This is a genomic window from Mycoplasma sp. 2261 (assembly GCF_053851575.1).
Window position 1 is genome coordinate 21297 of sequence record NZ_JBSQAX010000007.1, and the last position, 21494, is coordinate 42790.

Here is a 21494-nt window from a genome sequence, read left to right on the forward strand (position 1 = left end):
TTAATATGTTAAGGATAACATAAAAAAATGATTAATTATTTTTTAAAAAATTATTTAATAACATAACTTTTTATTGCTATTGCTAACTATTAACAAGCGATTAATTATGTGATATTTGTTCTGAATTATTTTTTTGCTCTATATCTTTATTTTCTATACTATCACCTTGGATTGGCTCAATAATAATATTATCTTTTGTTATATCAAGATTCTTGATATCGTCATTATTTTTTTTCGAAATGTCTTCAAGATATTGCTTGGTTATTCCCTTCAAATACTTAACTAAATATATAATGCCGCTAATCCATGACAAAATAAGACCAACAATTAAAGGGATATTAACATAAAGAATATATTTATCATTTGAAACATATTTACCTAAATCATTATCAAAATTAGTAAATCATGGTGCACTAAATGCTATTGTAATAATTGCAAGTGAGACAATAATGGTTTTAATCTTACCTCACCAATTTGCTGCTACTTTAATGTCCCTCTTTACGGCATAAACTCTCGCACCATCAACCAAAATATCACGGATGATAAACAAAACAACAATTGGCAAGAACGAGTAGTTCATTATTGATATAAATAACAACATCATTATTGTCGCAATCTTATCTGCAATTGGATCAAAAATCTTACCAAATTGTGAAATAGTTTTTGTTTTTCGGGCTATATGTCCGTCAATAAAGTCAGTCACCATTGCTATAATAAATATTGAGACATTTAATCAATATATGATTGATAAAGTTATAGAGTATTTTTGATTACCAACAATTTTAATTCCATCATATCAAAATGTTCCATTGTGTTTAATAATTAAAAAGAAAGCGGACGACATTAAAAATATAAAAGGAATCATTAATATTATTCTCAACACTGTTAGTCAATTTGCAATACCAAATTTTTTTATGTGTGGGCTATTATTTTTGCTTTTTTTAATATCTTTAATCTTCTTCATAAAATTGACTCTCAATAGCATTAATTGTCTTTTCTTCTAATGCTATATTTTTCTTATCTTCTGGAATGCCAATATACTGAGTTTCAAAAAAATCTAATGTATCATTAATTTTTTTAGTTCACAAATTTGGCTGAGTTATTGTTAATTTTTCAGCGTGTTCTACAAATAGAGTATACTTCTCATCGTTTTGGAAAGAATATGCAAAATCCTCTCTATTAATTAATTTGGTTAGCAATTTTTTTACACCGTTTTTAATTTGTCCCATTTTAAATTGGGATTCATTTGCATCAAATTTCTCTAACTGTTTCATACTAAAATCAATGACATATTTATAAGTCATAATATATTCATAATATAACGCCAATGTTTCAGCATTCTTTTTATATTCTAATTTTGCTGCTTTTCTTTTTGCTCTTTTATTTTTTGTAACTTTTCAAGCGATATAAGCAATTATAAGTACTAAAATAATTGCGAGCAAGACATACACAATAGTTTGTCCATTACCCATATTTTTCTCCTTAATTATATTTTAAAAATTATATATTAATATCATCCAAACTACAAAACAATGTTAATTGTTTTTTGTCTTATATAAAATCAAAGCTTCAAAAGGGTTGAGTTCTTTTGGAATTTCTGAGTAGAATTTATTAGCATATGAACTTGCTAAAATTTTATAACCATAAAGTGGAGTTATCTTCTGATGCTTTGATGTCAAATTTGTAATTAATACCATCCTCTGTTCGTTAAGTTTTTTGCTAAATTTAAATATACCATGACTTTGTTTAATATTTCATACACCCTTTATGAAATAAGAAGAAAATTTGGAATTTAAAGAGAGTTTATTCAAGAAATAAACAAAGTTTATTGTGCTATCTTTATTAATAATTTGTTCCTCTACATTGTTACTTTCTAAATTAATTGGGTAAAAAATATTAGTATTTTCATTACTTTTTATTTTTTGTCCATTTCAAGGCATTTGAATATAAGACGATCATTTATTGAAATAACAATTATATTTATGATATTCATTTAAACTTATATTTTTATATTGGAGAAATCTTTTTTCCTCATTATAATCTTCATTGTTAAATGTGAAACGTTGGTTGAATTTAGCGCGCAAGACACCTATTTCATCGCCATAATAAAAACCTATTGAATGATTGCCACTATATAAAAATACAAAGAAACTTTTTGTTGATTCATTTAGGTAAGCCTTTTCATTAGCTCATTTAGAAAAGAAACGACCTGATAAATCAGAGCCGAATGATAATATCACATTTGAATGATTTTTAAAATTAGCTACAAATCTATATAAGGATTTAAAACTCATTTTATTCTTGAAATGTTTTTTTAATGCATCATTATTGCCAATAACAGACATTCAAGTTAAATACAAATAATCTAGGCATTTATTGTCGACCATTAGCATCTTTTTATATAGTTTGAAGTTATTATTACTGGTTTTAAAAATTACATTAATATTGCTATTTTTACGTTTGATAATCTTATATAAATCATTAATAAATTTTAATTTTTCTTCCTCCTTTAAGCCTTCAAAAGCAAGAAATTCAAAATTATCAAGTATAACAGTTGATACATTAAGTTGCAAGTAGAAACCTAAAACTGATTCAAAATATTTAATAAAATCAGATAACTCATATAATGATGTTTTTTCAAATTCTTTATTAATTAAATATGTATCTAATTTCGTTAAGTATCTATTTGACTCATAATAATTCAAATTATATAAACTCATCATATTATTTCAGTTAACAAAAGCTTGTCTTACTTCTTTTAAATTTATAATTGGAGCTACTTCAATTTGATTATTTTTAAATGTTTCAACAAGCTTTGCAAAATCCTTAATTGAACCATACCTTTTTTTTATTAGTCCAAGATCAAATCTATTTTCATATAGTTTTAGAATATCTTCAAAGCATATAACATTAACACTTAAATTTTTGAAATACTCCAATTTACTCATAACCCCTTTAAAATCACCAAAATTGCTTCCATTGGTATCAACAAAATTTTCAACTTTTAGCTCATATAAGATGATTTTTTTACCTAAATTAACCATTAATAAATCCTTAATCTCAATAATTTTATACTCAATAAATCAATAAGCGTATCTGGTAAAATGTTTCCTTTTTTAAAATCTAGATCAATATTTGCTAAATCAATGATTAACTGATTTAATGTGTTAATGTCAACTCTATTAAAAAAGTCATAGTGAAGTTTGACACGATATATATGAATATTAAGTATTTTTGCTATTTCATCATTAGTTAATTTTATTGATTTTAATATTCCAATTGTTTTTGCATTAAGCAATATTGCTGATATTTGCGATATCACATAATTGTGCTCAATCCCGTAGCTAATCTGTTCGTTTATCTTTTTTATAATAGTTTTTGTGTCTTGACATTTTAACATTGCCTCACTTAGGGCAAAATCGATATTATTAGATACTGCATAATTATTATCATTAATCATTTTTTCGCTTATATCTTTATTTATTAATAGCAATTTATCAATTTCTGATTCTATTATTTCTAGATTATGTGGTAGCATTGATAGCAAATCAATAAGGACCTTATCCTTGATTGTTCCACCTTTTGTTTTAATCATTTTATAAACAAAAGAAAATAATTCCTTATCGCTAATTTTTTCGATATTAATAGTAGTGCTATTATCATTTATAAATGCAAAAGCTCTTGATGCTAAAAAAGATTTATCATACTTATTTATTTCCTGTGTAAAAATAAGAATTAGATTAGCATCACTTAGTGATGCATTAATTATTTTTATAAACTCATCAATACACGAACCATTAACATATTTATTTTTTATATTAAATATAAAGGGATTTTTAAATAAAATGATTTTTTTATTTAAAAAAAGGGAATTGTTATTTAATGCATCTGATAATTCTTCTAATGTAAAAAAATCATAAAATTTAACTATCTCGATATCACCTGCTTCAATAGTTTTTTCTTTGTTTATTATTTCATTAATTTTTTTATTTATCAAAAAATTTTCATTGCCTTTAATTAGGTACATACTAATTTATTATATTATAATAAGGACATTTTTTGGTATAATAAACTAATATTATTTACAATTTATTTATTTAAGATTGGAGCATTAAAGAAATGTCAGGACATTCAAAATGAGCAACTACCAAACATCATAAAGCTGCAATGGATTCAAAGAGAGCACAAATGTTTCAAAAATTTTCTAAAGAAATTATTGTAGCAGCAACAATTGGCGGCCCAGATCCAGATTCAAATCCAGCACTAAAATTAGCAATTGCTAAGGCAAAGGCAAAATCGATGCCCAAAGCAAATATTGAAAAAGCAATCTCGAAAGTTTCAGGTGGTTCAAAGGAAGGCGCTAACTTTCAAGGATATCTATATTCAGGAACAGCCTTTGGTGGTATAAATTTTGTAGTAAGTTGTTTAAGCAACAACTTTAACCGTTTATCATCTAACATTAAACACTATTTTAATAAATATAATGGACAGCTAGGAAAACAAGGTACTGTTCCGTATGTTTTTGACCAAAAAGGATTAATTGAATTTCCAATTTCATTAGCTTCTGAAGAAGAAGTAATGACTACCGTTTTGGAAGCCGGCGCCGAAGATTTTAAGGTTGAAGATGACTTATATGTTATTATTACCCATCCATCAGATTTTCAAAAAGTCAAACAATCTCTTGATGAGATTCTAAAAATTGATAACTATTCAACTGCTGAAGTTACATATATTCCAAATAGCGAGGTTGAAATCGATGAAGAAAAAATGGGGCAACTCGAAAAATTCGTCGACTTACTTGAAGATGATGAAGATGTTCAGGAAGTTTGACATAATGCAACAACTATTGAATAAAAATTAGTTCTACTTAATAATTATTAATATTTAAAACCTTTTTCATACCAAGAGAAAGGTTTTAAAAATGCACAAAATAAACTTGTAAAATTTTTTCAGACAGTTTAGCTCATATTAAGAATTTGACTTGACAAAATCTTAATATGGGCATTTTTTTATAATGCAATTCCTTCGTTATTATATTAATTTACAAACTCCTTGATTTTTCTTGATAATCGTTAAAAAGTCATTTTTCGACATCCTTTGTTGAAACTTAAAAAAAATTTCGGATTTCAATATTGAAAAAAATATCCTATCCCTCTATTATCTAAGCTATTAATTATGTTTCTGTTTATTTCCAAAACTTTATTTTTAGAAAAATAAAAAAGAAATTTAAAGACATGATTTAAAGAGGAAAAAATATTCGAGATGTCAAAATTTATTCTCTTTAAATATTGCTTGTTTATTATGAGATTTGATTTATTTTCTTAATACTTTCTTTATTTTTTCCCATATTAGATAAAAACATTTGTGTATTATTAAAAATTTGATTTATGAAATTAAAAATAAACAAAAAGAAATTTATTCTAACTGCCTCATTTTTTATTATTTCATCAGTTGTACTTATTAGTGGCGTTGTAGTTAAAACAGAAATTATAGATAAATGACATCATAACAAATCTTCTTTTAAAAGTAATTATATAACTGTTTTTATTGAAGGTGCAGTGGAATATCCGGGCGAATATACTTTAAAGGATGGAGCAAATTATTTTGATTTAATAAGAGAAAGTATTTTAAAAAGTGGTGCAGATTTACAAAAGATAAATAAATCACAGTTGTTAAAAAACAACGAAAGAGTTTTTATTCCCTTTACTAAAAATAAAAAATTAAAGATAACAGATATCAATGATTTGCAAATTTTAATAAATTTAGGAATTAAAACAAACATTGCAAAAAAAGTTTTTGAATATATCAAAGAAAGGAATGTTAAGAATTGAGATGATTTATTACAACTACCGGGCATTGGTGAAAAAACTTATCAAATATTAACAGAAAATATAGATATATAGATATTCTATTAATATCGTCCATCAGTTCTTTTTTAATATTTATACTAATATTGAGAATTGAAATTATTTTAATTTCACTAGCTTTAATAATGATTTGCATTTTTAATTTTTTTAACATTAAATTTTGAATTACATTTTTCATTTTTAGCTCAATTATTTTTTTAAGCTATGTAGTTTACCAGTCAATTTTTGCAAAAATTGACGGGATAAAATTAGATAATGATTTAAATATGATTAGAGAATATAAAGCCTATCTAATATTCAAATATAAGGATGCTTATTTTAAAGTTTTTAAGACCAAAAGCATTATAGATATTGCTTTTATGAACAACTATGAGTATACATTTCATATCAAAGGAACACTTATTTTAAATAAGAATTTAAGCTCGTTTGAAGCTGCAAATAGGCTATTTTTTAATCTCACTAATTCAAATATTGAATTTATTAAAAAAAATGAAAAATTATCAATTTTTAACACAAAAAACCGCACAGTTATAGATTATCTTAATATCATCATTTTCAACAATTATAATCAAGCTAATAACATATATAAAAAGCTTAGTGATCTTAATATTATTCACTTTTTCACTATTAGCGGATTTCATTTTAATTTAATTTATCTATTTATATCCAAAATAATTAGAAGAATTAAAAATGGCTATTTTATTGAAGATTTTATCGCTATTCCTCTATTGATTATTTATTTAATATCAATCGAATTTCATGTAAGTGCAACAAGGTCTTTAATCTTTTTAATATTAGCATATCTAAATAAAATTATTTTTAACAAAAAAATAAACAATATTGCGCTATTAGTAATAACGGGTTTAATAATGGTTTTTTACAATCCATTTATAATGTTTTCATACTCTTTCATTTTATCATTTTTGATTACACTATCCATATTTATTACAATTTTTGTTTTGACAAAACAAGGATATTTTGTCAAAACAATTGCGGTATTTTTAATTGCCCATATTTATTCCACTTTAATAATTCACACTTTTAATAAAAACTATAATATTTTTTCTTTTTTTATTCAACTTCTGTTTATTCCAATTATTTCCTTAAACTACATTATTACACTTCTATTTTTTAGGATAAATATCATTATTGAAAATACCATCCTTTGATTTGATGCGTTCATTGACATAATTAGTGAATCAAACATAATCATAAAATTTGATACATCATGATTAATGTGCTTTATATTTAGTATAGCCTTATTAAAGGCTTATAAAATAAAACTCCATAACCAACTAAGGTTAGGAGTTTGATAAATTTAGCATTAATTTTAAATCATCTTCATTAATTATTGTTATACCAAGTTTTTGCGCCTTAGATAGCTTGCTTCCTGCCTTTTCACCAATTAATAGGTAGGCTATATTAGCAGAAATAGACGAAAGTACCTCGCCGCCGTTTTCCACAATAAGTTTTTCAAAATAACTTCTAGGTTTTGTAAGCTTGCCTGTTATAACAAAGGATTTATTATTTAGGATATTGGTTATTACTTTTTGTTCATATGATGGATTTATACCATGTTCAATTAATTTTTTAATTAAACTTATGTTTTCTTCATTGGAGAATCATTCTATTAATTGTTTAGTAATCTTATCACCAAAATCATAAAAATCTCTAAACACTTCAAAATTAAAATTTAAGGCATTTTCTAGTTTTAGAATTTTTGAAGCAATAATATTCGCAGTTCTTTTTCCGACTAATGGGATTGATAAACCAAATATCAAATTTTCAAGTGGTTTAGTTTTAATATCCTCAATTGATTTTAAAATTTTGTTTATTGACAAATATCCAAATCTTTCCAATTTAATTAATTCATCACGATGTTTATAAAGATTAAAGATATCCAATATATTATTTATAAAACCATTTTTGTAAAAATATATGATATTTTTTTCACCAAGTGAATTAATATCAAGCGCCTCTTTTGAAGCAAAATGAATAAGTTTTCTAACTTTTATTTCTTGGCAATCTTGATTCAAACAATATTGTTCCAACCCTGTTTCATTAAATAGCAAAACATTATTACAATATGGGCATACCTTAAATGGCTCTAGCTTCTCTAAATTATGTTTATTAGCCAAACCTATAACGCATGGAATAATCTCACCAGATTTTTTTATGTATATTTCATCACCAATATTTATATCTAGATTTTTAATAAATTCATAATTATTAAGCGTTGCAAAACATACTTTTGTTCCTGACAATTCAACTTCTTGCAATAAAGCGTTATATGTAACTAAGCCAGTCCGACCAACAGTAATAAAAATATCTTTTAATATGGTGGAAACAACATCAGGCTCATATTTAAAAGCAATTGCTGAATGAGGAAATTTTGCTGTTTCACCTAATTTATCATAAAATTTGAGCTCATTAAGTTTTATGACTATGCCATCAGTTTCATAGTTAAATAATAACTTTTTAGTCTTGAATTCCTCAATAAATTGTTCTATTTCTTTAATGGAAGAAACAAGGATTGATTGCTCTGTAACACAAAAACCCAACTTTTTTAAAAATTCAAATGATTCATACATAGTTTGAATATTATGTTTTTCCGGTGCAACAACATAATATAAGAATGATGAAAGATTTCTTTCTTTCACAATTTGTGGGTCCAATTGGCGTAAAGTACCAGCAGCAACATTGCGTGGATTAGCCATAGCCGTTTTATTTTCACTAAGCAATTTTTCGTTTATTTTCTTAAATTCATCAATAGGAAGAAAAATTTCACCTCTAACCTCAAGGGGCTTTTTATAATTAATTATTTTTGGAATATTATCTATTTGCAAAACATTATTGGTAACATCTTCGCCGATTAACCCATTGCCCCTTGTCACTGCTTGCATTAACTTGCCTTGATTATATTTAATAGAAATTGAGAGCCCGTCAATTTTTGGTTCAATAAAAAAAGAAAAATGCGAGGTTACCTTTTTAATATTATCAATAAATTTTTGGATTTCTGCAATGGTATATGCCTTATTTAAAGAAAGCATTGATTTATCATGCTTAACCTTAGCAAAATTTTTAGATACATTAGCATTAATTTTATTGGTTGGCGACTGCTCTAATTCTTCTTTTAAAAAAAGATGTTTATATTGCAATTCCAATCTTTTTAATTGATTAAATTCAATATCATAAATTTCATCGGAAACTAACGGTTTATCAAAATCATAATAATATTTATCTCATTGACTTATTTTTTGTTGTAATTCTAGTATTTTTTTTCTTGTTTCAAAATCTTTTTCATTCATATTAAACCTTTTGAAATGAAGCAATTCACCATGATGGTAAAGCAATATGGTCTATAGCACATATTACAACCAATGCAGTTAGAGTCATTAATATTAGCGTAGCAATCAAATCTCTTCAATTAGGAACTAATTGACGATAATAGGTTCTTTTTGCATATGGTTCATATCCTCTTGAAGTCATAGCATCAGCTAAATCATTGGCCTTATTAAAGGATGAAACAAAAAGTGGGACCATTAGGACAATGAAAGATTTTATTTTATCCTTAAAATTACCATTTTTAAAATCTACTCCTCGGCTTGACTGCGCCTTCATAATTCTTCCTGATTCTTCTAACAAGGTAGGAATAAATCTTAAGGCAATGGATATAATCATCGTAATTATTTCAGTCGGTACTCTAAATATTTTTAACGGATATAGCAGATCATTGATTGCTCTCGTTAATAAAACAGGTTTTGTTGTTACTGTCAAAATTGTTGTTATTAATACAACGCCATAAATTCTCAAAAGTATTGTAAAAGTTCGATGAATTGAGAATAATGATAATTGAAATATCGAATTAACATCGTTGTTAGGAGCAAAATATACTACATTAACTATCAATTTACCGCGATATATCACAAAAGCGTCAGCATTTGTTTCTGTTGAAAGAGGAACATATTTATCAATTTCGTAATACATCACCGCGCCCTTAACAGTTAGCATATTAATGACCAGGAGAAAAATAGCAATATAGATAGGAAACTTAATTTTTTTAAAAATAGAAATTACTGATTTAGTAGAAATACCATATAAAACCATACTAATAATTACTAAAATTGATAATGTAATATAATGTTCAGAAATAAAAAACAAAATTATAAATAGTATGTTAGCTAAAAATTTCAGTCGGGGATCAAGTCTATGAATTGGCGTCTGTATATTGAGATATTTGCCAATAATTGTTTTATCCATATTTATAGCTCCTTTTTATTTTTTTCACTTAATTATGTTATTTATTTTATCTGCCAATTCTTCAATATTTGTTACTTTTCCAATATTAAAACCAGCATTATTTAGCCTTTCTACATATGACAATAATTTTGTGGGAATTAAATTATTATCTAATAATAGTTTATTATCACTTAGAATATCATAGGTATTACCATCTTTAATAATCTTCCCATCCTTAACAAATAAGGTTCTATTTGTTCATTTAAGAGCATTATCTAAATCGTGTGTAACAATAATAATAGTTGTGCCTTGCTTATATAAATTATAAAACAGCTGGAGCATTTCTTCAACACCCTGCGGGTCCAAACCAGCAGTAGGTTCATCTAAAACAAGAAATCTTGGTTCCATAGCAAGAATACCTGCTAAAGCAACTCTTCTTTTTTGCCCTCCTGATAAGTCAAAGGGGCTTCTTTTAAGATAATCAATTGGTAGACCGACCATCTCAATATATTTAGCCGCTAATTCCTTAGCTTTGTCTTTTTTAATACCCATTGAAACGGGCCCAAAAATAATATCTTTTTCAATAGTAGATTCAAATAATTGATATTCAGCAAATTGAAATACAACTCCAACTTGCTTTCTTAATGCTTTAACATTTTTGATCTTTCTTTTACTTTTGGTAATATCAATATCAGTATATACTATTTCAACACGATCACTTTTTTTAGTTTTTTGAAACTTCTCTAAATTCTTTATATATTCATTTAATTTAGCTTGGTATGTTTCATCATTATCATCACTTTGTTTTTTTGGTTTAGATGGCTTTTTGGCCTTCTTAAACAAAGGGACATCACTAAAATGCAGTAAACCTTCATCGGGTAATATTAATGCATTAAGATGCTCTATTAATGTAGTTTTACCAGAGCCAGTTGGCCCAATAATTGAAATTGCTTCTGATTCATTAATTTCCACTGATACACCATCTAGCACCTTAATATATGTAGGAAGCTTTTTGTTATATTCCTTTGAAATATTGTCTACTTTAATTTGCATAATGTCTCCAATAATTTTTTATCGTCATATGTTGGCTCAATTCCGTGAATCATTTCACTAAGTTTGTATATAAAAGGTGAATCTATTTTTGCAATTTCAATTATTTGTTTGTTATTTAAAATTTCAATAGGTTTTCCTTGAGCTATCACATGGCCACCTGAAAAGACAATTAACTTATCAGCTAACAAAGCTTCATCCATATCATGAGTGATCGAAATTAAAGTTTTATTGGTGTTGGAATGCAGATCATGAATTATTTTGTAAATGTCATTGCGGCCTCGAGGGTCTAACATTGAAGTTATTTCATCAAAAATAATAATTTTGGGATCTAATGCAAGAGTAGAAGCAATGGCTACTCTTTGCTTTTGACCTCCCGATAAATTTTGAGGTTCCCTATCTAAAAAATTGCCCATTCCTACTTCATTGGCATATTTTTTTACAATTACGTTCATTTCATCATATGACATTTTTTTATTTTCTAAGCCAAAAGCAATATCGTCTTCAACAGTAGCGCCTATAAATTGATTATCTGGATTTTGATAAACAATACCAATTTTTTTTCTAATTTCCGCCAAATTTTCAGAATTTATTTCTAGACCATCAATAATAATTTTCCCAGATGAAGCTTTGTAAATTGCGGCAAGTAGTTTTGAAAAAGTGCTCTTTCCTGAACCATTATGTCCCAAAATGGCAACATATTGCCCATCTTCAATTGTAAAATTAATATTATCTAAGGCATATTTTTTAGCACCAGGATATTTATAACAAAGTTTTTTAATTTCAATCATAGTGATAATTATAAATATAATATTAATTTTATTTTTCAAAAATGCTTAAATTGACATTTTATTGTATACAATAAAATATATAAAAAAACTATATAAATCAACAACTATAAACATATTATTTAACTTCTTTTAATGCAAAAACCCAAGTGTCGTAGTTTCTTATAACTAATAGTTTTTTATAAATATTCTGCCTTTTTAAAATATAGTTTGGCTGAAAACAAACAAATTAAAAAATATTTTTAGATAAAACAAAAATTATGGTTTATAATATATAACGCTAATTGCGAGTGTAGTTTAATGGTAGAACTTTAGCCTTCCAAGCTAACTACGTGGGTTCGATTCCCATCACTTGCACCAGTTGCGGATGTAGTTCAATGGTAGAACATCAGGTTGCCAATCTGAATACGAGGGTCCGATTCCCTTCATCCGCACCATTTCAAAAAAACTTGGGAAACCAAGTTTTTTTGATTTAACTAAATTTATTCAAAATAAGGCAATTAAAACTTATATAATATTAAAAAATAAATAATAAAGGAGTTTTATGGCTAATGTATTAGTTTTATATTCTTCGCCTATATCAAAAGAGAAGTCTGTTTCAAGTGCTATTACTAAGAACTTCGTTGAGGAATATAAAAAAATTAACAAAAATGATGAAATTGTGGAGTTAGATTTAAACGAACTTGAAATGGCAACGCATCCAATGAACTCAAATAATTTTTCTGATTTTTTTAATGATGAATTATCGGGTAGATATATTGATATTTTAAAAAAAACCAACAAATTAATTATTTCAGCCCCAATGATAAATTTTAATGTCCCGGCAGTGTTAAAAAATTTTATCGACCGAATTTGTGTTGCTAATAAGACATTTTCTTATAAATACGCTAAAAAAGGTAGCTCAATAGGTTTGTTATCTAATTTAAAGGTACAAATAATTGCTTCTCAGGGAGCTCCATGTGATTGATATCCTTGAGCAAGTCACATTTCTTACCTAGAGGGCATCTGAAATTTCTTGGGTGCAGAGGTTAGTGAAACCCTTTTAATTGACGCAACAAAAGTAGAACCATTTAATTCTTATTCAATTGAGGAAATTATTAAAAATAAAATTAACAAAATTAAAGAAAGGGTTATGAACTTTTAATAATTTAAAATTTTAAAAACCAAGCTCTAAAATAATGAGAAAGCTTGGTTTTTTATTTTTATTTTAAGTCCAAATTTTTGGTAAAAAATTAGATCATCATTTTTTGCAAAATTAAGTTATTTTGAACAATAATTCTCCAACACAGCTTATATTTATATTTTATCTAAATTATCAAAAACAAAAAATATTAATAATTTATTGCAAAATAATAACAAATTAGCTAAAGCAAATATTTTTTATGAAACTTTTATTATTCTTTGCCTTCCATTAGCAATTGCAAAAATTGTACGCTTACATCCTTTATGAAAAATTGCCCATTTTCATCTCAATTATTATTTTGTTTTAAAAATAGGTCGTTGAGATTTGTTATTGTACTTGCGCCAGTTGCGTAATAATTATTTCCTTTAATATCTACAAATATGATAGCGAGCGTAAGTTTAAATTCTAAGTTATTATTATTTTCAATATATTTTCTATATTCTTCAATTAGCTTTTTAGTTTTGTCTTTATCTATGTCGTTTTTGTATGTTTTAATTTCTAAATAAATATAATGATTTTTGTGTACGATAACAAAATCTGGATAGCTATTACTCGTGTCTAAATTATTGATATATTCAAAATTAATTCCACTATGGACTGGATTTTTTGTTCAAATTTTTATTTTAGGGAAAATTGGTATATATTTTTCTAATTCGTTTACAAATGCTTCTTCGGCTTTTGATTGTAAATTAATGTTTGCAAAATTTTTATTAATTTCTTGATAAGCAAATTTATCATCTGTTTTTTTAATATAATCACTTTTAACTTCAATTAAATAGTTTGGCAGTGATTTTGAAGTATTTAAGACATATTTTATTTCTTTGTTTTCTAACTGTTTTTCAATATGCATTTTGTAAATATCGTTAAAAATATTAATTTCATGTTTAACTATCAAAAATCAGAAAAATGTTTTGCCCATTATATGTTTAATTTTTGTTTCATAAATTGAGTTTATCTTGTTTATTATATTATCCGTAAATAATGCTTTATTGGCCTTAATTGTTTTTAAATTAAACATTTCCATCTGAATCTTATTTTGTATTTTTGAGGTTATTTCAATCTTATTGCCATATTTTTTTTGATTTGCAATTATGAATTTGTTTTGAGAAAACTCTTCTAGATAGGCAAGGTATTTTGATTCAAAGTTTTCAATGGAATAATTATTTAAATAATTAGCAACTTGTTTTTCATAATCATCTAAATTAAAAACAGAATTAGATTTATTGATATTAACAAGAGATCCGTATATAAATTTTTCTTTTTCAAATTCAGGCTTCAAAATTAATCTTTTTTGGTCATTTACATCTCTATCAACATTGCTATAAATATAATACTTATTTGCAATTGAATTAATTCTAAAATCATAAGAGGGGTTTGGATTTCTCTTTATTCTTCCGATAGTTTGGGCGCTTAATGTTTTTGAAGAAACATTTCTAAGTTGAACTAGCATACATGCTCTCGGTATATTTCAGCCTGTTGCTGGTCCTACTTTAAAAATTATCACATCAGTGTCTGAATTGTATTTAGATATATCTCTAAGTGAGAAATTATCTTTTTGTCTTAGACTTGATTCTTTATCATTTTGATCAAAATACTTTACTCAGGATAAAGAATGTTTCTCTAATTTCTTTATTATTAAATCAATGGTTTCGTTGAATATTTTTTCTTTTTCAGGATCTTTACTAGCGTTATCAACTTGAATTAACATGGCGGCATTAATGCCGACTAAACCAGGTTCATTTTTATTGTCATTATATTGTCTTTTAATATCTTTAAATTTTAAACAGGCTTGTTCGAGAATAATATCGTTATCGATATAAGCAATGTCGTTATTATCTTCAATACCTTCATTAAAAATTTTTTCGCTTTTTAATAATCTGATTTTGTCGCTAAATAGATCTTTTTCGCTAAGCTCAATAAGATCTAAACTTAAATCAGTTGGAGTTGCTGTCATTTTTATAACAAAATCAGCCTCTGATTGCATATTGTGTTCAAATGAGATTTCATCTTTTTTATTTTTAGAAGTATCGGCGCCAATGTGAGCTTCATCACGAATATAAATTAATTTATAGTCATTTAGCTTTATTTCATCTAAAAAAGCCTCAATAGCATGTTGCTCTCTTAAAATTGCATTAGCCTTAAATGATGCTCCGCCCATGATATAAACATTATTTGGTTTAGCAAAAAACTGATAATTTTTTTCTACTTTAGAATTTTTATTAATATTTGAAGGGCTTTCAATTCTTGTAATTTTTAAATCGTTATTTATTAAATATTGTTTATACTCATTGAAGTTTTCTTCCATTTGTTTTGGCAACTCAGCACTCGATAATGTTGCAATAACAAAAACTAAATTTTGATTAAAATTAAACTTATTTCATTCGATTAATTTATCAATATAGTTAATCATCATAAATGTTTTACCAGACCCGGTTGGGGCTTTAAAATAAACAGAATTTTGCTTGTTTTCTTCTAAACTATTTATGGTTTTATTAATTAAAGCATTAATAACCTTTTCTTGAGAATTAGTTAGATTCATTATCTTCTCTTTTCTCTGGTTTTAAAGATGATAAATCATTTAATAGATTAATATATTGTTGTTGATTGTTTTTATCTATTGAAGTTATTCCAAACTCTTTTAAAACATTAATTAATTTATTGGTTAAGTCTTCAATATTAATATCGTTATTTGACGGGCTAACATCATAGTATTTGATGTTAAAAACATTTAAATTTGCTTTATATGGTTCGTTTTTCTTTATTCAATCAAAAGTTTCATTTTTAGTACCAACCCCGTGGTTTATTCTATAAAGTCTTTCATAGTTTACATTTATACCAATGTTATTTTCGTTATTTGTAACAAGAGTGAAGGTTCTATTGCCACCATCTTCGCGATTTAATTCTAAAACGGCATGAGCTGTGGTACCAGATCCGGCAAAGAAGTCAAGGACACGAATATTTTTTTTATCACTATGAAGTCTAATCAAATATTTTATTAATTTTATAGGTTTAGGTGTTTCAAAAGCATTTTTATATAGGATATCTCTTATTTCATTTTTTGAATCCTGTGTATGTCCTACAATTTCATACCCTAAAATTGTCTTAGATATAATATCTCTAACATCAGATAAATATCTTTTTAAACCTGGCCTTTTCGTGACATCATCTGGCAGGTATATCTTATTTTCTCTTATCAATTCATAAATCTTTTTTTCTGAAAATAATCACCCAGAATTTTCCGGGCACTTATAAACTTTTTTATTTCAAAGAATGTCAAATTTATTATTAGAATTTCTTGTTAAATCAGCTATTTTATATCTTCCTTTTTCATCACTAAATTTATACATTTTATTATTTTTTTCATTGCGTTCTAAACGATTAAATTTAGTTACTATTTGCTTATTTTTTAAATAACATAGAATATAATCGTGATTAACAGAAACGTAATGATTATTACTTTTTGGAGAATAATTTTTTTCCCAAATAAAATTACAAACAAAATTCTCTTCGCCAAAAATTTCATCCATCAAAACTTTTAAATAAGCTTGTTCAGCATCATCGATAGAAACAAAAATAACTCCATCATCTTTGAGAAGCTCTTTTGCTAATCGTAATCTTTCATTCATTAAATTAAGTCAACCATTACGAGAATATTTATCACGATAAATGAATTTTTTTGCCTTAACATCTTCATTATTATCTGCAATACTATTACCATCTTTTTTAGTTGATTCAGTATTATAAGGAGGATCAATATAAATTACATCATATTTATCAAGCGAAGGCAGCTCTCTCTCTCTCTCTCTCTCTCAATCACTATCAAATTCTTTAAAGCATCATAGTTTTCGCCGATGATTAATGTGTTATCTTTGCTTTTGTTTTCATCTAAAACAAAGCTAAGGTTTTCATCCTTTTCTAATAGCGCAACTGTTTGTCAATCACTTTCAGGCGCCACATCAAATCTAAACCCCGTTTTAATTCTTTGTGCAACAAATTGGAAAACATATTGTAGTTGTTTTTCGTCTTCTTGAAATTTTTCTAAAATTTTTATTGCCAGTCTTTTTTGGTCTGTGTTCAACTCTTTTGAAGAAATATCATCAATTTTCTGAATGTAATTTTTTAATAAACTCATTAATATCTCCTTATAGCTTATGATATTTAATTAATTTTACTAAATAAGAGAAATCAAAATAGATTAAAAGACAGTTTTTATTGAACAATTTAATCAATAGTTCTTTTTTATACAATCTTGTTTTTATAAATTAATAATATTTCTCTTATTAGATCTAATTTATTATAAAAATACATGCAACAAAAGTTAAATAATGTTTTCTTATATATATTTTTTATTTATATTTATATTTGCAAAATATATATAAAGATTTTAAAATTTCAATATAAAATGTTTTTATGCAAAAACGCACTTTTTCTTATATCATGATTTAATTTAAATTAAGACATTATTCTACAGGTATCTTATTTAATAAATTATAAGAGCTATAAATATCAATACATCAAAAAATCAAAATAACTTGATATCTAATAAATACTGCTTCATAACTACTTTTTTAAATAAAACATTTTTATCAACTATAATGTATTTAATAATATTAAATTATTTAAATAATGAGAAATATTATGATTAGATGAGTCATATTTACAATATTAAAATTAAACTTGTATATGATTACATTGTGGAGATATAATGAACCCTAAAAGCATTAAAGAAAATATTCTTGAGCATTGAATAATGATTGAAAAACTTAGCGAAGGTAATTGAAATAAAAAAGATTATTGCGAGATTAAACTAGATAAACAAAACGATAATTATTATGACTATTTTAATACGATTTTAAAACAAGAAACTAAGCAAAAAAAGGAAAAATATTTAGTTTTTATTTTTAACACATTTAATTCAAAAGAACTAATTGATCTTCTAAACAAGAAACATAATACTAAAATTAATGATGATGAATTAGAATCAATAGGAAATAACAAATTCAGTTTTGCTATACGTTTTAATAATAATCTTGAAATAGAAAAACAATCCACTTTCTATACTTGAAGTGCATATATTAGAGAGACCAAGAGTGATTTAGAATTTAATTCTATGTCTAAATTTAAAGAAAAAGAACATGAACTTTCAGATGATATTGAAAATATATTTAAAAAGAAAGAAACCAAAGATTTAAAAGCATTTTTTAATAAAGCATTTCAAAAATTAATACAAAATTATAATATTGATGTTAATCTTTCCAGATATAAAATAGTAAATGACGATGAAGATGATGCCTTATTGCATTCATTTTTTATTGATGACTTAGTAGAAGCTAAAGGAATATCAACGCAAAATCTAGACAAATATTTATCATCATCAAAAGAAGAAAATAGCAATGAATTAATAAAAATAAATTTAGATAATAAACAAGCTGATGGTATTAAACAAATCAAAGAAATTTTAGATCCTAAGAATTATCCATGTTCAAGATTTCCAAGCAATGTAGAATATGCGCTTTCATTAATGCAACAAATTGCAGTAAATCTATCGACAAGTAAAAACTATGAAAATATTAAAATGAAAAGTGTAAATGGACCTCCAGGAACAGGAAAAACAACCCTACTAAAGGATATATTTGCTGAGCTAATTACTCAACAATCTCTCGAAATATGCAAGCTAGATTCAAAGATAATTAAGGATGTTTTTTATAAAGAAATTAAAATTTTGCCTACACAAATTGCAAATAAGAGCATTTTAATAGCAAGTTCAAATAATGGGGCTGTGCAAAATATAGTAAACGAATTGCTTTTATTGGAAAATGTTGACAAAGATCTAGCAAATGAGATAAAGAATGCTGATTATTTTTACAAAACTGCTAATGCAATAACTGAAGAAAAAGATAATAATGAAGGTATTTCCAATAAGCATAAAATCACAAAAGAAAAATGAGGTCTTTTTTCATTAGAAGGCGGCAAAAAGAAGAATATTATAGAAATAATAAAAGCTGTCGAAAATATCATAAAAGAAATATACCAGCAAGAAAATAACAATTCAAATGTATATCAAGATTTTTTAAATTTATATAATGACATTAAAAAAGCACAAAATGATATACAAATGCACATAAACCTTTTAGCTAAAATAGAATTAGAAATACAAACTTTAATTGACGATTTCATGAAGGATAAACCTGACGATAAATTTGAAAATAGAAATCTTAATATTGAATCAATTAAAAACGCAATTAATGAAAGCCTAAAAGAGATAATAAACTTAATAAATAATAACCATAATGAATTAAAAAATATAAACAAATCTATTGAAAATTTAAAACTGCAAAAACCAAGCTGAATAAGTAAATTATTTAAAACAAAGAAATACAAAGAATTTAATGAAAAATTAAACTCCTATTTAAATCAACGCATTAAAATATGCGACTCACTATTATCTCTCGAATCTAAAAAGAATAACATAAGCAAAAAAATCGATAGTATCAACAGAATGCTAGATCAAAAAAATAAAATCGAAGATTTTTTTATCAATAAGAAAATTAATAAATTCAATGCAATTAATGACAACAATCTATTTCAAAAAAGTAACCCATGATTTAACAAGAATTTTAGAATCAAACAATCAAAATTGTTTATTTTGGCGATAAAAGTCAGAAGACAATTTTTATATGAAAACAGGGAGGCTTTAAAAAGCGCTGTCAAAATATGAAATAATAAAATCAAAGGAAAAACTATTGATAAATGCGAGTGTTTAGTGGAAGCATGAAATTGAATTAATATGGCTGTACCCGCAATTAGTTCAACCTTTGCAAGCATAAGGACAATGTACAAGAATTTTCCAAAAGAATCAATGGGATTTTTGTTTATAGATGAGGCGGGCCAAGCCGTTCCACAAGCAGCGGTAGGTGCAATTTTTAGAACGAAGAATATTATTGCTGTTGGTGATCCATCGCAAATTGAACCAGTTTCAGTATTAGACCAAAATACCTTAAAATGAATAAAAGAAAAATATAAATTGCCTTATGGTCTTAATAGCTCGGTGCAAGAAATTGTTGATAATCATAGCAAATATGGATTTTATAAGAAAAACGGAGATTGGATTGGCATACCTCTTTGAGTACATAGAAGATGTCTAAGTCCAATGTTTGATATTTCAAACGAAATTTCCTATGAAGGAAATATGGTCCAAGGAAAAGAAAACGGTAAACAAAAAAGCCACAATGGATTTTGGCTCCATGTTAAGGGAAAAGCCATAAACAAACATTATGTAAAAGAACAATATCAAGTTTTAAAAAAATATTTAGTTAAAATAAAAAACCGTGATGCAAATTTAAAAGATGTCTTTATTATTTCTCCTTTTAAAGCAATAGTAAAAGAACTCGAGAGAAATCTCAACGATATAATTAATAAAAGGAATATAGGAACAGTACATACTTTCCAAGGAAAAGAAGCTAAAATTGTTTTTTTAGTGCTAGGTTGCGATAAAGATAGTATAAATTCTGCTCAATGAGCTGTTGGCAGCAACAATCCAAATATTATGAACGTAGCAGTAACACGCGCAAAAGAGGAGCTTTATATAATTGGCGACAAGGAAGTATATGAATCACTCAATAGTGATGTAATTAAAGCTTGCTTAAAACACCTAGAAATTGTAAATGAGCAATAAAAAATTATATGAATATTAAGTTTATTTATATATGTTTTAAATGCCAAATCAAGTTATTTAAGAACCGATATTTTTCCTAGGTTTTTAATATAAGGATATTGTAAAAAAGAATCTAGTTATTTTTAATTTTTATAAAGAGCCCAAAAGGAATGATTTACAAATATACAAAAGATAGTCAAACACCTCTAATAAAAGCCCAACTAATCAATTTAGTTTTAGCAATGTTGAAGCACTAATTAAAAAATCTAAATTAAATGTAATAGAAACAACAAAGGGAAAGCTAAAAATTTTTACAAAAAGTAATAACCAAAAAGTAAAAAAAACTTTAGCAGACTCGATAGAAAATAAAAACGATTTGTATACAAGCAAGTGTATGGTGATGAATTAATTGATAATTTGCTTAAAAATTCATATGATGATTTAAAAAAAATGCAATTAAAAAATTAAATAAAAAATTATAAATCTATTTTAATTTAAGGTGGATTTATGATTTTTAAATCTTAAAATTGGGAAAATAAAAATGAATTAAATAATTTTGATTTATATTAGAGACATTTTTGCAATAAATATATTTTTATTAGATCAAGGTAGTAAATTAGAATAATACTAAGTAGTAAAAAGTGCCTTTATAAATGCCTTGGCTTTGTCTAAATTTTGGTCATAATTAGAGCATTAATCGCGAAATTTTGCCA

16 protein-coding genes and 2 tRNA genes are annotated in these 21494 nt (G+C 25.6%); 7 read left to right on the forward strand and 11 right to left on the reverse strand.

Features of this window, described 5'->3' with window-relative positions; genetic code table 4:
* Positions 1-100: 100 nt before the first annotated feature.
* The 4 genes from pgsA to holA form a co-directional block, all read right to left on the reverse strand.
* Positions 101-964 carry a CDP-diacylglycerol--glycerol-3-phosphate 3-phosphatidyltransferase gene (gene pgsA, locus ACWXVM_RS02050; protein WP_455994087.1) on the reverse strand — a complete coding sequence of 288 codons (864 nt, stop codon included), beginning with the start codon at positions 962-964 and terminating at the stop codon, positions 101-103.
* Complete coding sequence (locus tag ACWXVM_RS02055; RefSeq protein ID WP_455994089.1) at positions 951-1472, reverse strand: MHJ_0274 family protein; 522 nt, start codon at positions 1470-1472, stop codon at positions 951-953. The genes pgsA and ACWXVM_RS02055 overlap by 14 nt, the downstream gene beginning before the upstream one ends.
* 63 nt (positions 1473-1535) lie before the next feature.
* Positions 1536-3044 (reverse strand): alpha-amylase family glycosyl hydrolase, encoded by a 1509-nt coding sequence (locus tag ACWXVM_RS02060; RefSeq protein ID WP_455994091.1) that lies wholly within the window; start codon positions 3042-3044, stop codon positions 1536-1538.
* A complete protein-coding gene (holA, locus tag ACWXVM_RS02065) occupies positions 3044-4027 on the reverse strand; it encodes a DNA polymerase III subunit delta (protein WP_455994093.1) in 984 nt (327 codons plus the stop codon). Before holA ends, ACWXVM_RS02060 begins: the two co-directional genes overlap by 1 nt.
* 92 nt (positions 4028-4119) lie before the next feature.
* On the opposite strand from holA, the gene ACWXVM_RS02070 reads away from it, so the two are divergent.
* From ACWXVM_RS02070 to ACWXVM_RS02080, 3 genes are all read left to right on the forward strand, one after another.
* On the forward strand, positions 4120-4854 hold the full coding sequence (locus ACWXVM_RS02070; RefSeq protein WP_455994095.1) for a YebC/PmpR family DNA-binding transcriptional regulator: 735 nt from the start codon (positions 4120-4122) through the stop codon (positions 4852-4854).
* Between the two features lie 533 nt (positions 4855-5387).
* On the forward strand, positions 5388-5903 hold the full coding sequence (locus ACWXVM_RS02075) for an MAG0490 family ComEA-like DNA-binding protein (RefSeq protein WP_444705131.1): 516 nt from the start codon (positions 5388-5390) through the stop codon (positions 5901-5903).
* The gene (locus tag ACWXVM_RS02080) at positions 5828-7183 is read left to right on the forward strand and encodes an MAG0480 family ComEC-like protein (protein WP_455994097.1); all 1356 of its coding nucleotides are present in this window, start codon (positions 5828-5830) and stop codon (positions 7181-7183) included. Before ACWXVM_RS02075 ends, ACWXVM_RS02080 begins: the two co-directional genes overlap by 76 nt.
* Here ACWXVM_RS02080 and ligA read toward each other — a convergent pair.
* From ligA to ACWXVM_RS02100, 4 genes are read right to left on the reverse strand one after another with little or no spacing between them, the layout of a single operon-like run.
* On the reverse strand, positions 7169-9175 hold the full coding sequence (gene ligA / locus ACWXVM_RS02085) for an NAD-dependent DNA ligase LigA (protein ID WP_455994099.1): 2007 nt from the start codon (positions 9173-9175) through the stop codon (positions 7169-7171). The genes ACWXVM_RS02080 and ligA overlap by 15 nt on opposite strands.
* A 1-nt stretch (position 9176) precedes the next feature.
* The gene (locus ACWXVM_RS02090; RefSeq protein ID WP_438340829.1) at positions 9177-10127 is read right to left on the reverse strand and encodes a CbiQ family ECF transporter T component; all 951 of its coding nucleotides are present in this window, start codon (positions 10125-10127) and stop codon (positions 9177-9179) included.
* A gap of 15 nt (positions 10128-10142) precedes the next feature.
* The gene (locus ACWXVM_RS02095) at positions 10143-11159 is read right to left on the reverse strand and encodes an ATP-binding cassette domain-containing protein (protein WP_438340828.1); all 1017 of its coding nucleotides are present in this window, start codon (positions 11157-11159) and stop codon (positions 10143-10145) included.
* The gene (locus ACWXVM_RS02100) at positions 11144-11947 is read right to left on the reverse strand and encodes an energy-coupling factor transporter ATPase (RefSeq protein WP_438340827.1); all 804 of its coding nucleotides are present in this window, start codon (positions 11945-11947) and stop codon (positions 11144-11146) included. The genes ACWXVM_RS02095 and ACWXVM_RS02100 overlap by 16 nt, the downstream gene beginning before the upstream one ends.
* Positions 11948-12230: 283 nt before the next feature.
* Between ACWXVM_RS02100 and ACWXVM_RS02105 the strand changes: the two genes are divergently transcribed.
* The 3 genes from ACWXVM_RS02105 (at position 12231) to ACWXVM_RS02115 (ending at position 13088) form a co-directional block, all read left to right on the forward strand.
* Positions 12231-12304 (forward strand) — tRNA-Gly (locus ACWXVM_RS02105).
* Between the two features lie 3 nt (positions 12305-12307).
* Positions 12308-12381, forward strand: a tRNA-Gly gene (locus ACWXVM_RS02110).
* A gap of 107 nt (positions 12382-12488) precedes the next feature.
* Positions 12489-13088: an FMN-dependent NADH-azoreductase gene (locus tag ACWXVM_RS02115; protein WP_455994101.1), complete on the forward strand. Its 600-nt coding sequence runs from the start codon at positions 12489-12491 to the stop codon at positions 13086-13088.
* Positions 13089-13338: 250 nt separating this feature from the next.
* On the opposite strand, the gene ACWXVM_RS02120 is transcribed toward ACWXVM_RS02115, so the two are convergent.
* The 3 genes from ACWXVM_RS02120 to ACWXVM_RS02130 are packed head-to-tail and all read right to left on the reverse strand — an operon-like array spanning position 13339 to position 17259.
* On the reverse strand, positions 13339-15666 hold the full coding sequence (locus ACWXVM_RS02120; protein ID WP_455994103.1) for a DEAD/DEAH box helicase family protein: 2328 nt from the start codon (positions 15664-15666) through the stop codon (positions 13339-13341).
* A complete protein-coding gene (locus ACWXVM_RS02125; protein WP_455994121.1) occupies positions 15653-16987 on the reverse strand; it encodes a site-specific DNA-methyltransferase in 1335 nt (444 codons plus the stop codon). The genes ACWXVM_RS02120 and ACWXVM_RS02125 overlap by 14 nt, the downstream gene beginning before the upstream one ends.
* Complete coding sequence (locus ACWXVM_RS02130) at positions 16888-17259, reverse strand: hypothetical protein (protein ID WP_455994105.1); 372 nt, start codon at positions 17257-17259, stop codon at positions 16888-16890. The genes ACWXVM_RS02125 and ACWXVM_RS02130 overlap by 100 nt, the downstream gene beginning before the upstream one ends.
* 573 nt (positions 17260-17832) lie before the next feature.
* Between ACWXVM_RS02130 and ACWXVM_RS02135 the strand changes: the two genes are divergently transcribed.
* Positions 17833-20802, forward strand: coding sequence for a DEAD/DEAH box helicase (locus ACWXVM_RS02135; RefSeq protein WP_455994107.1), 2970 nt, complete (start codon positions 17833-17835; stop codon positions 20800-20802).
* The last annotated feature ends 692 nt before the right edge of the window (positions 20803-21494 follow it).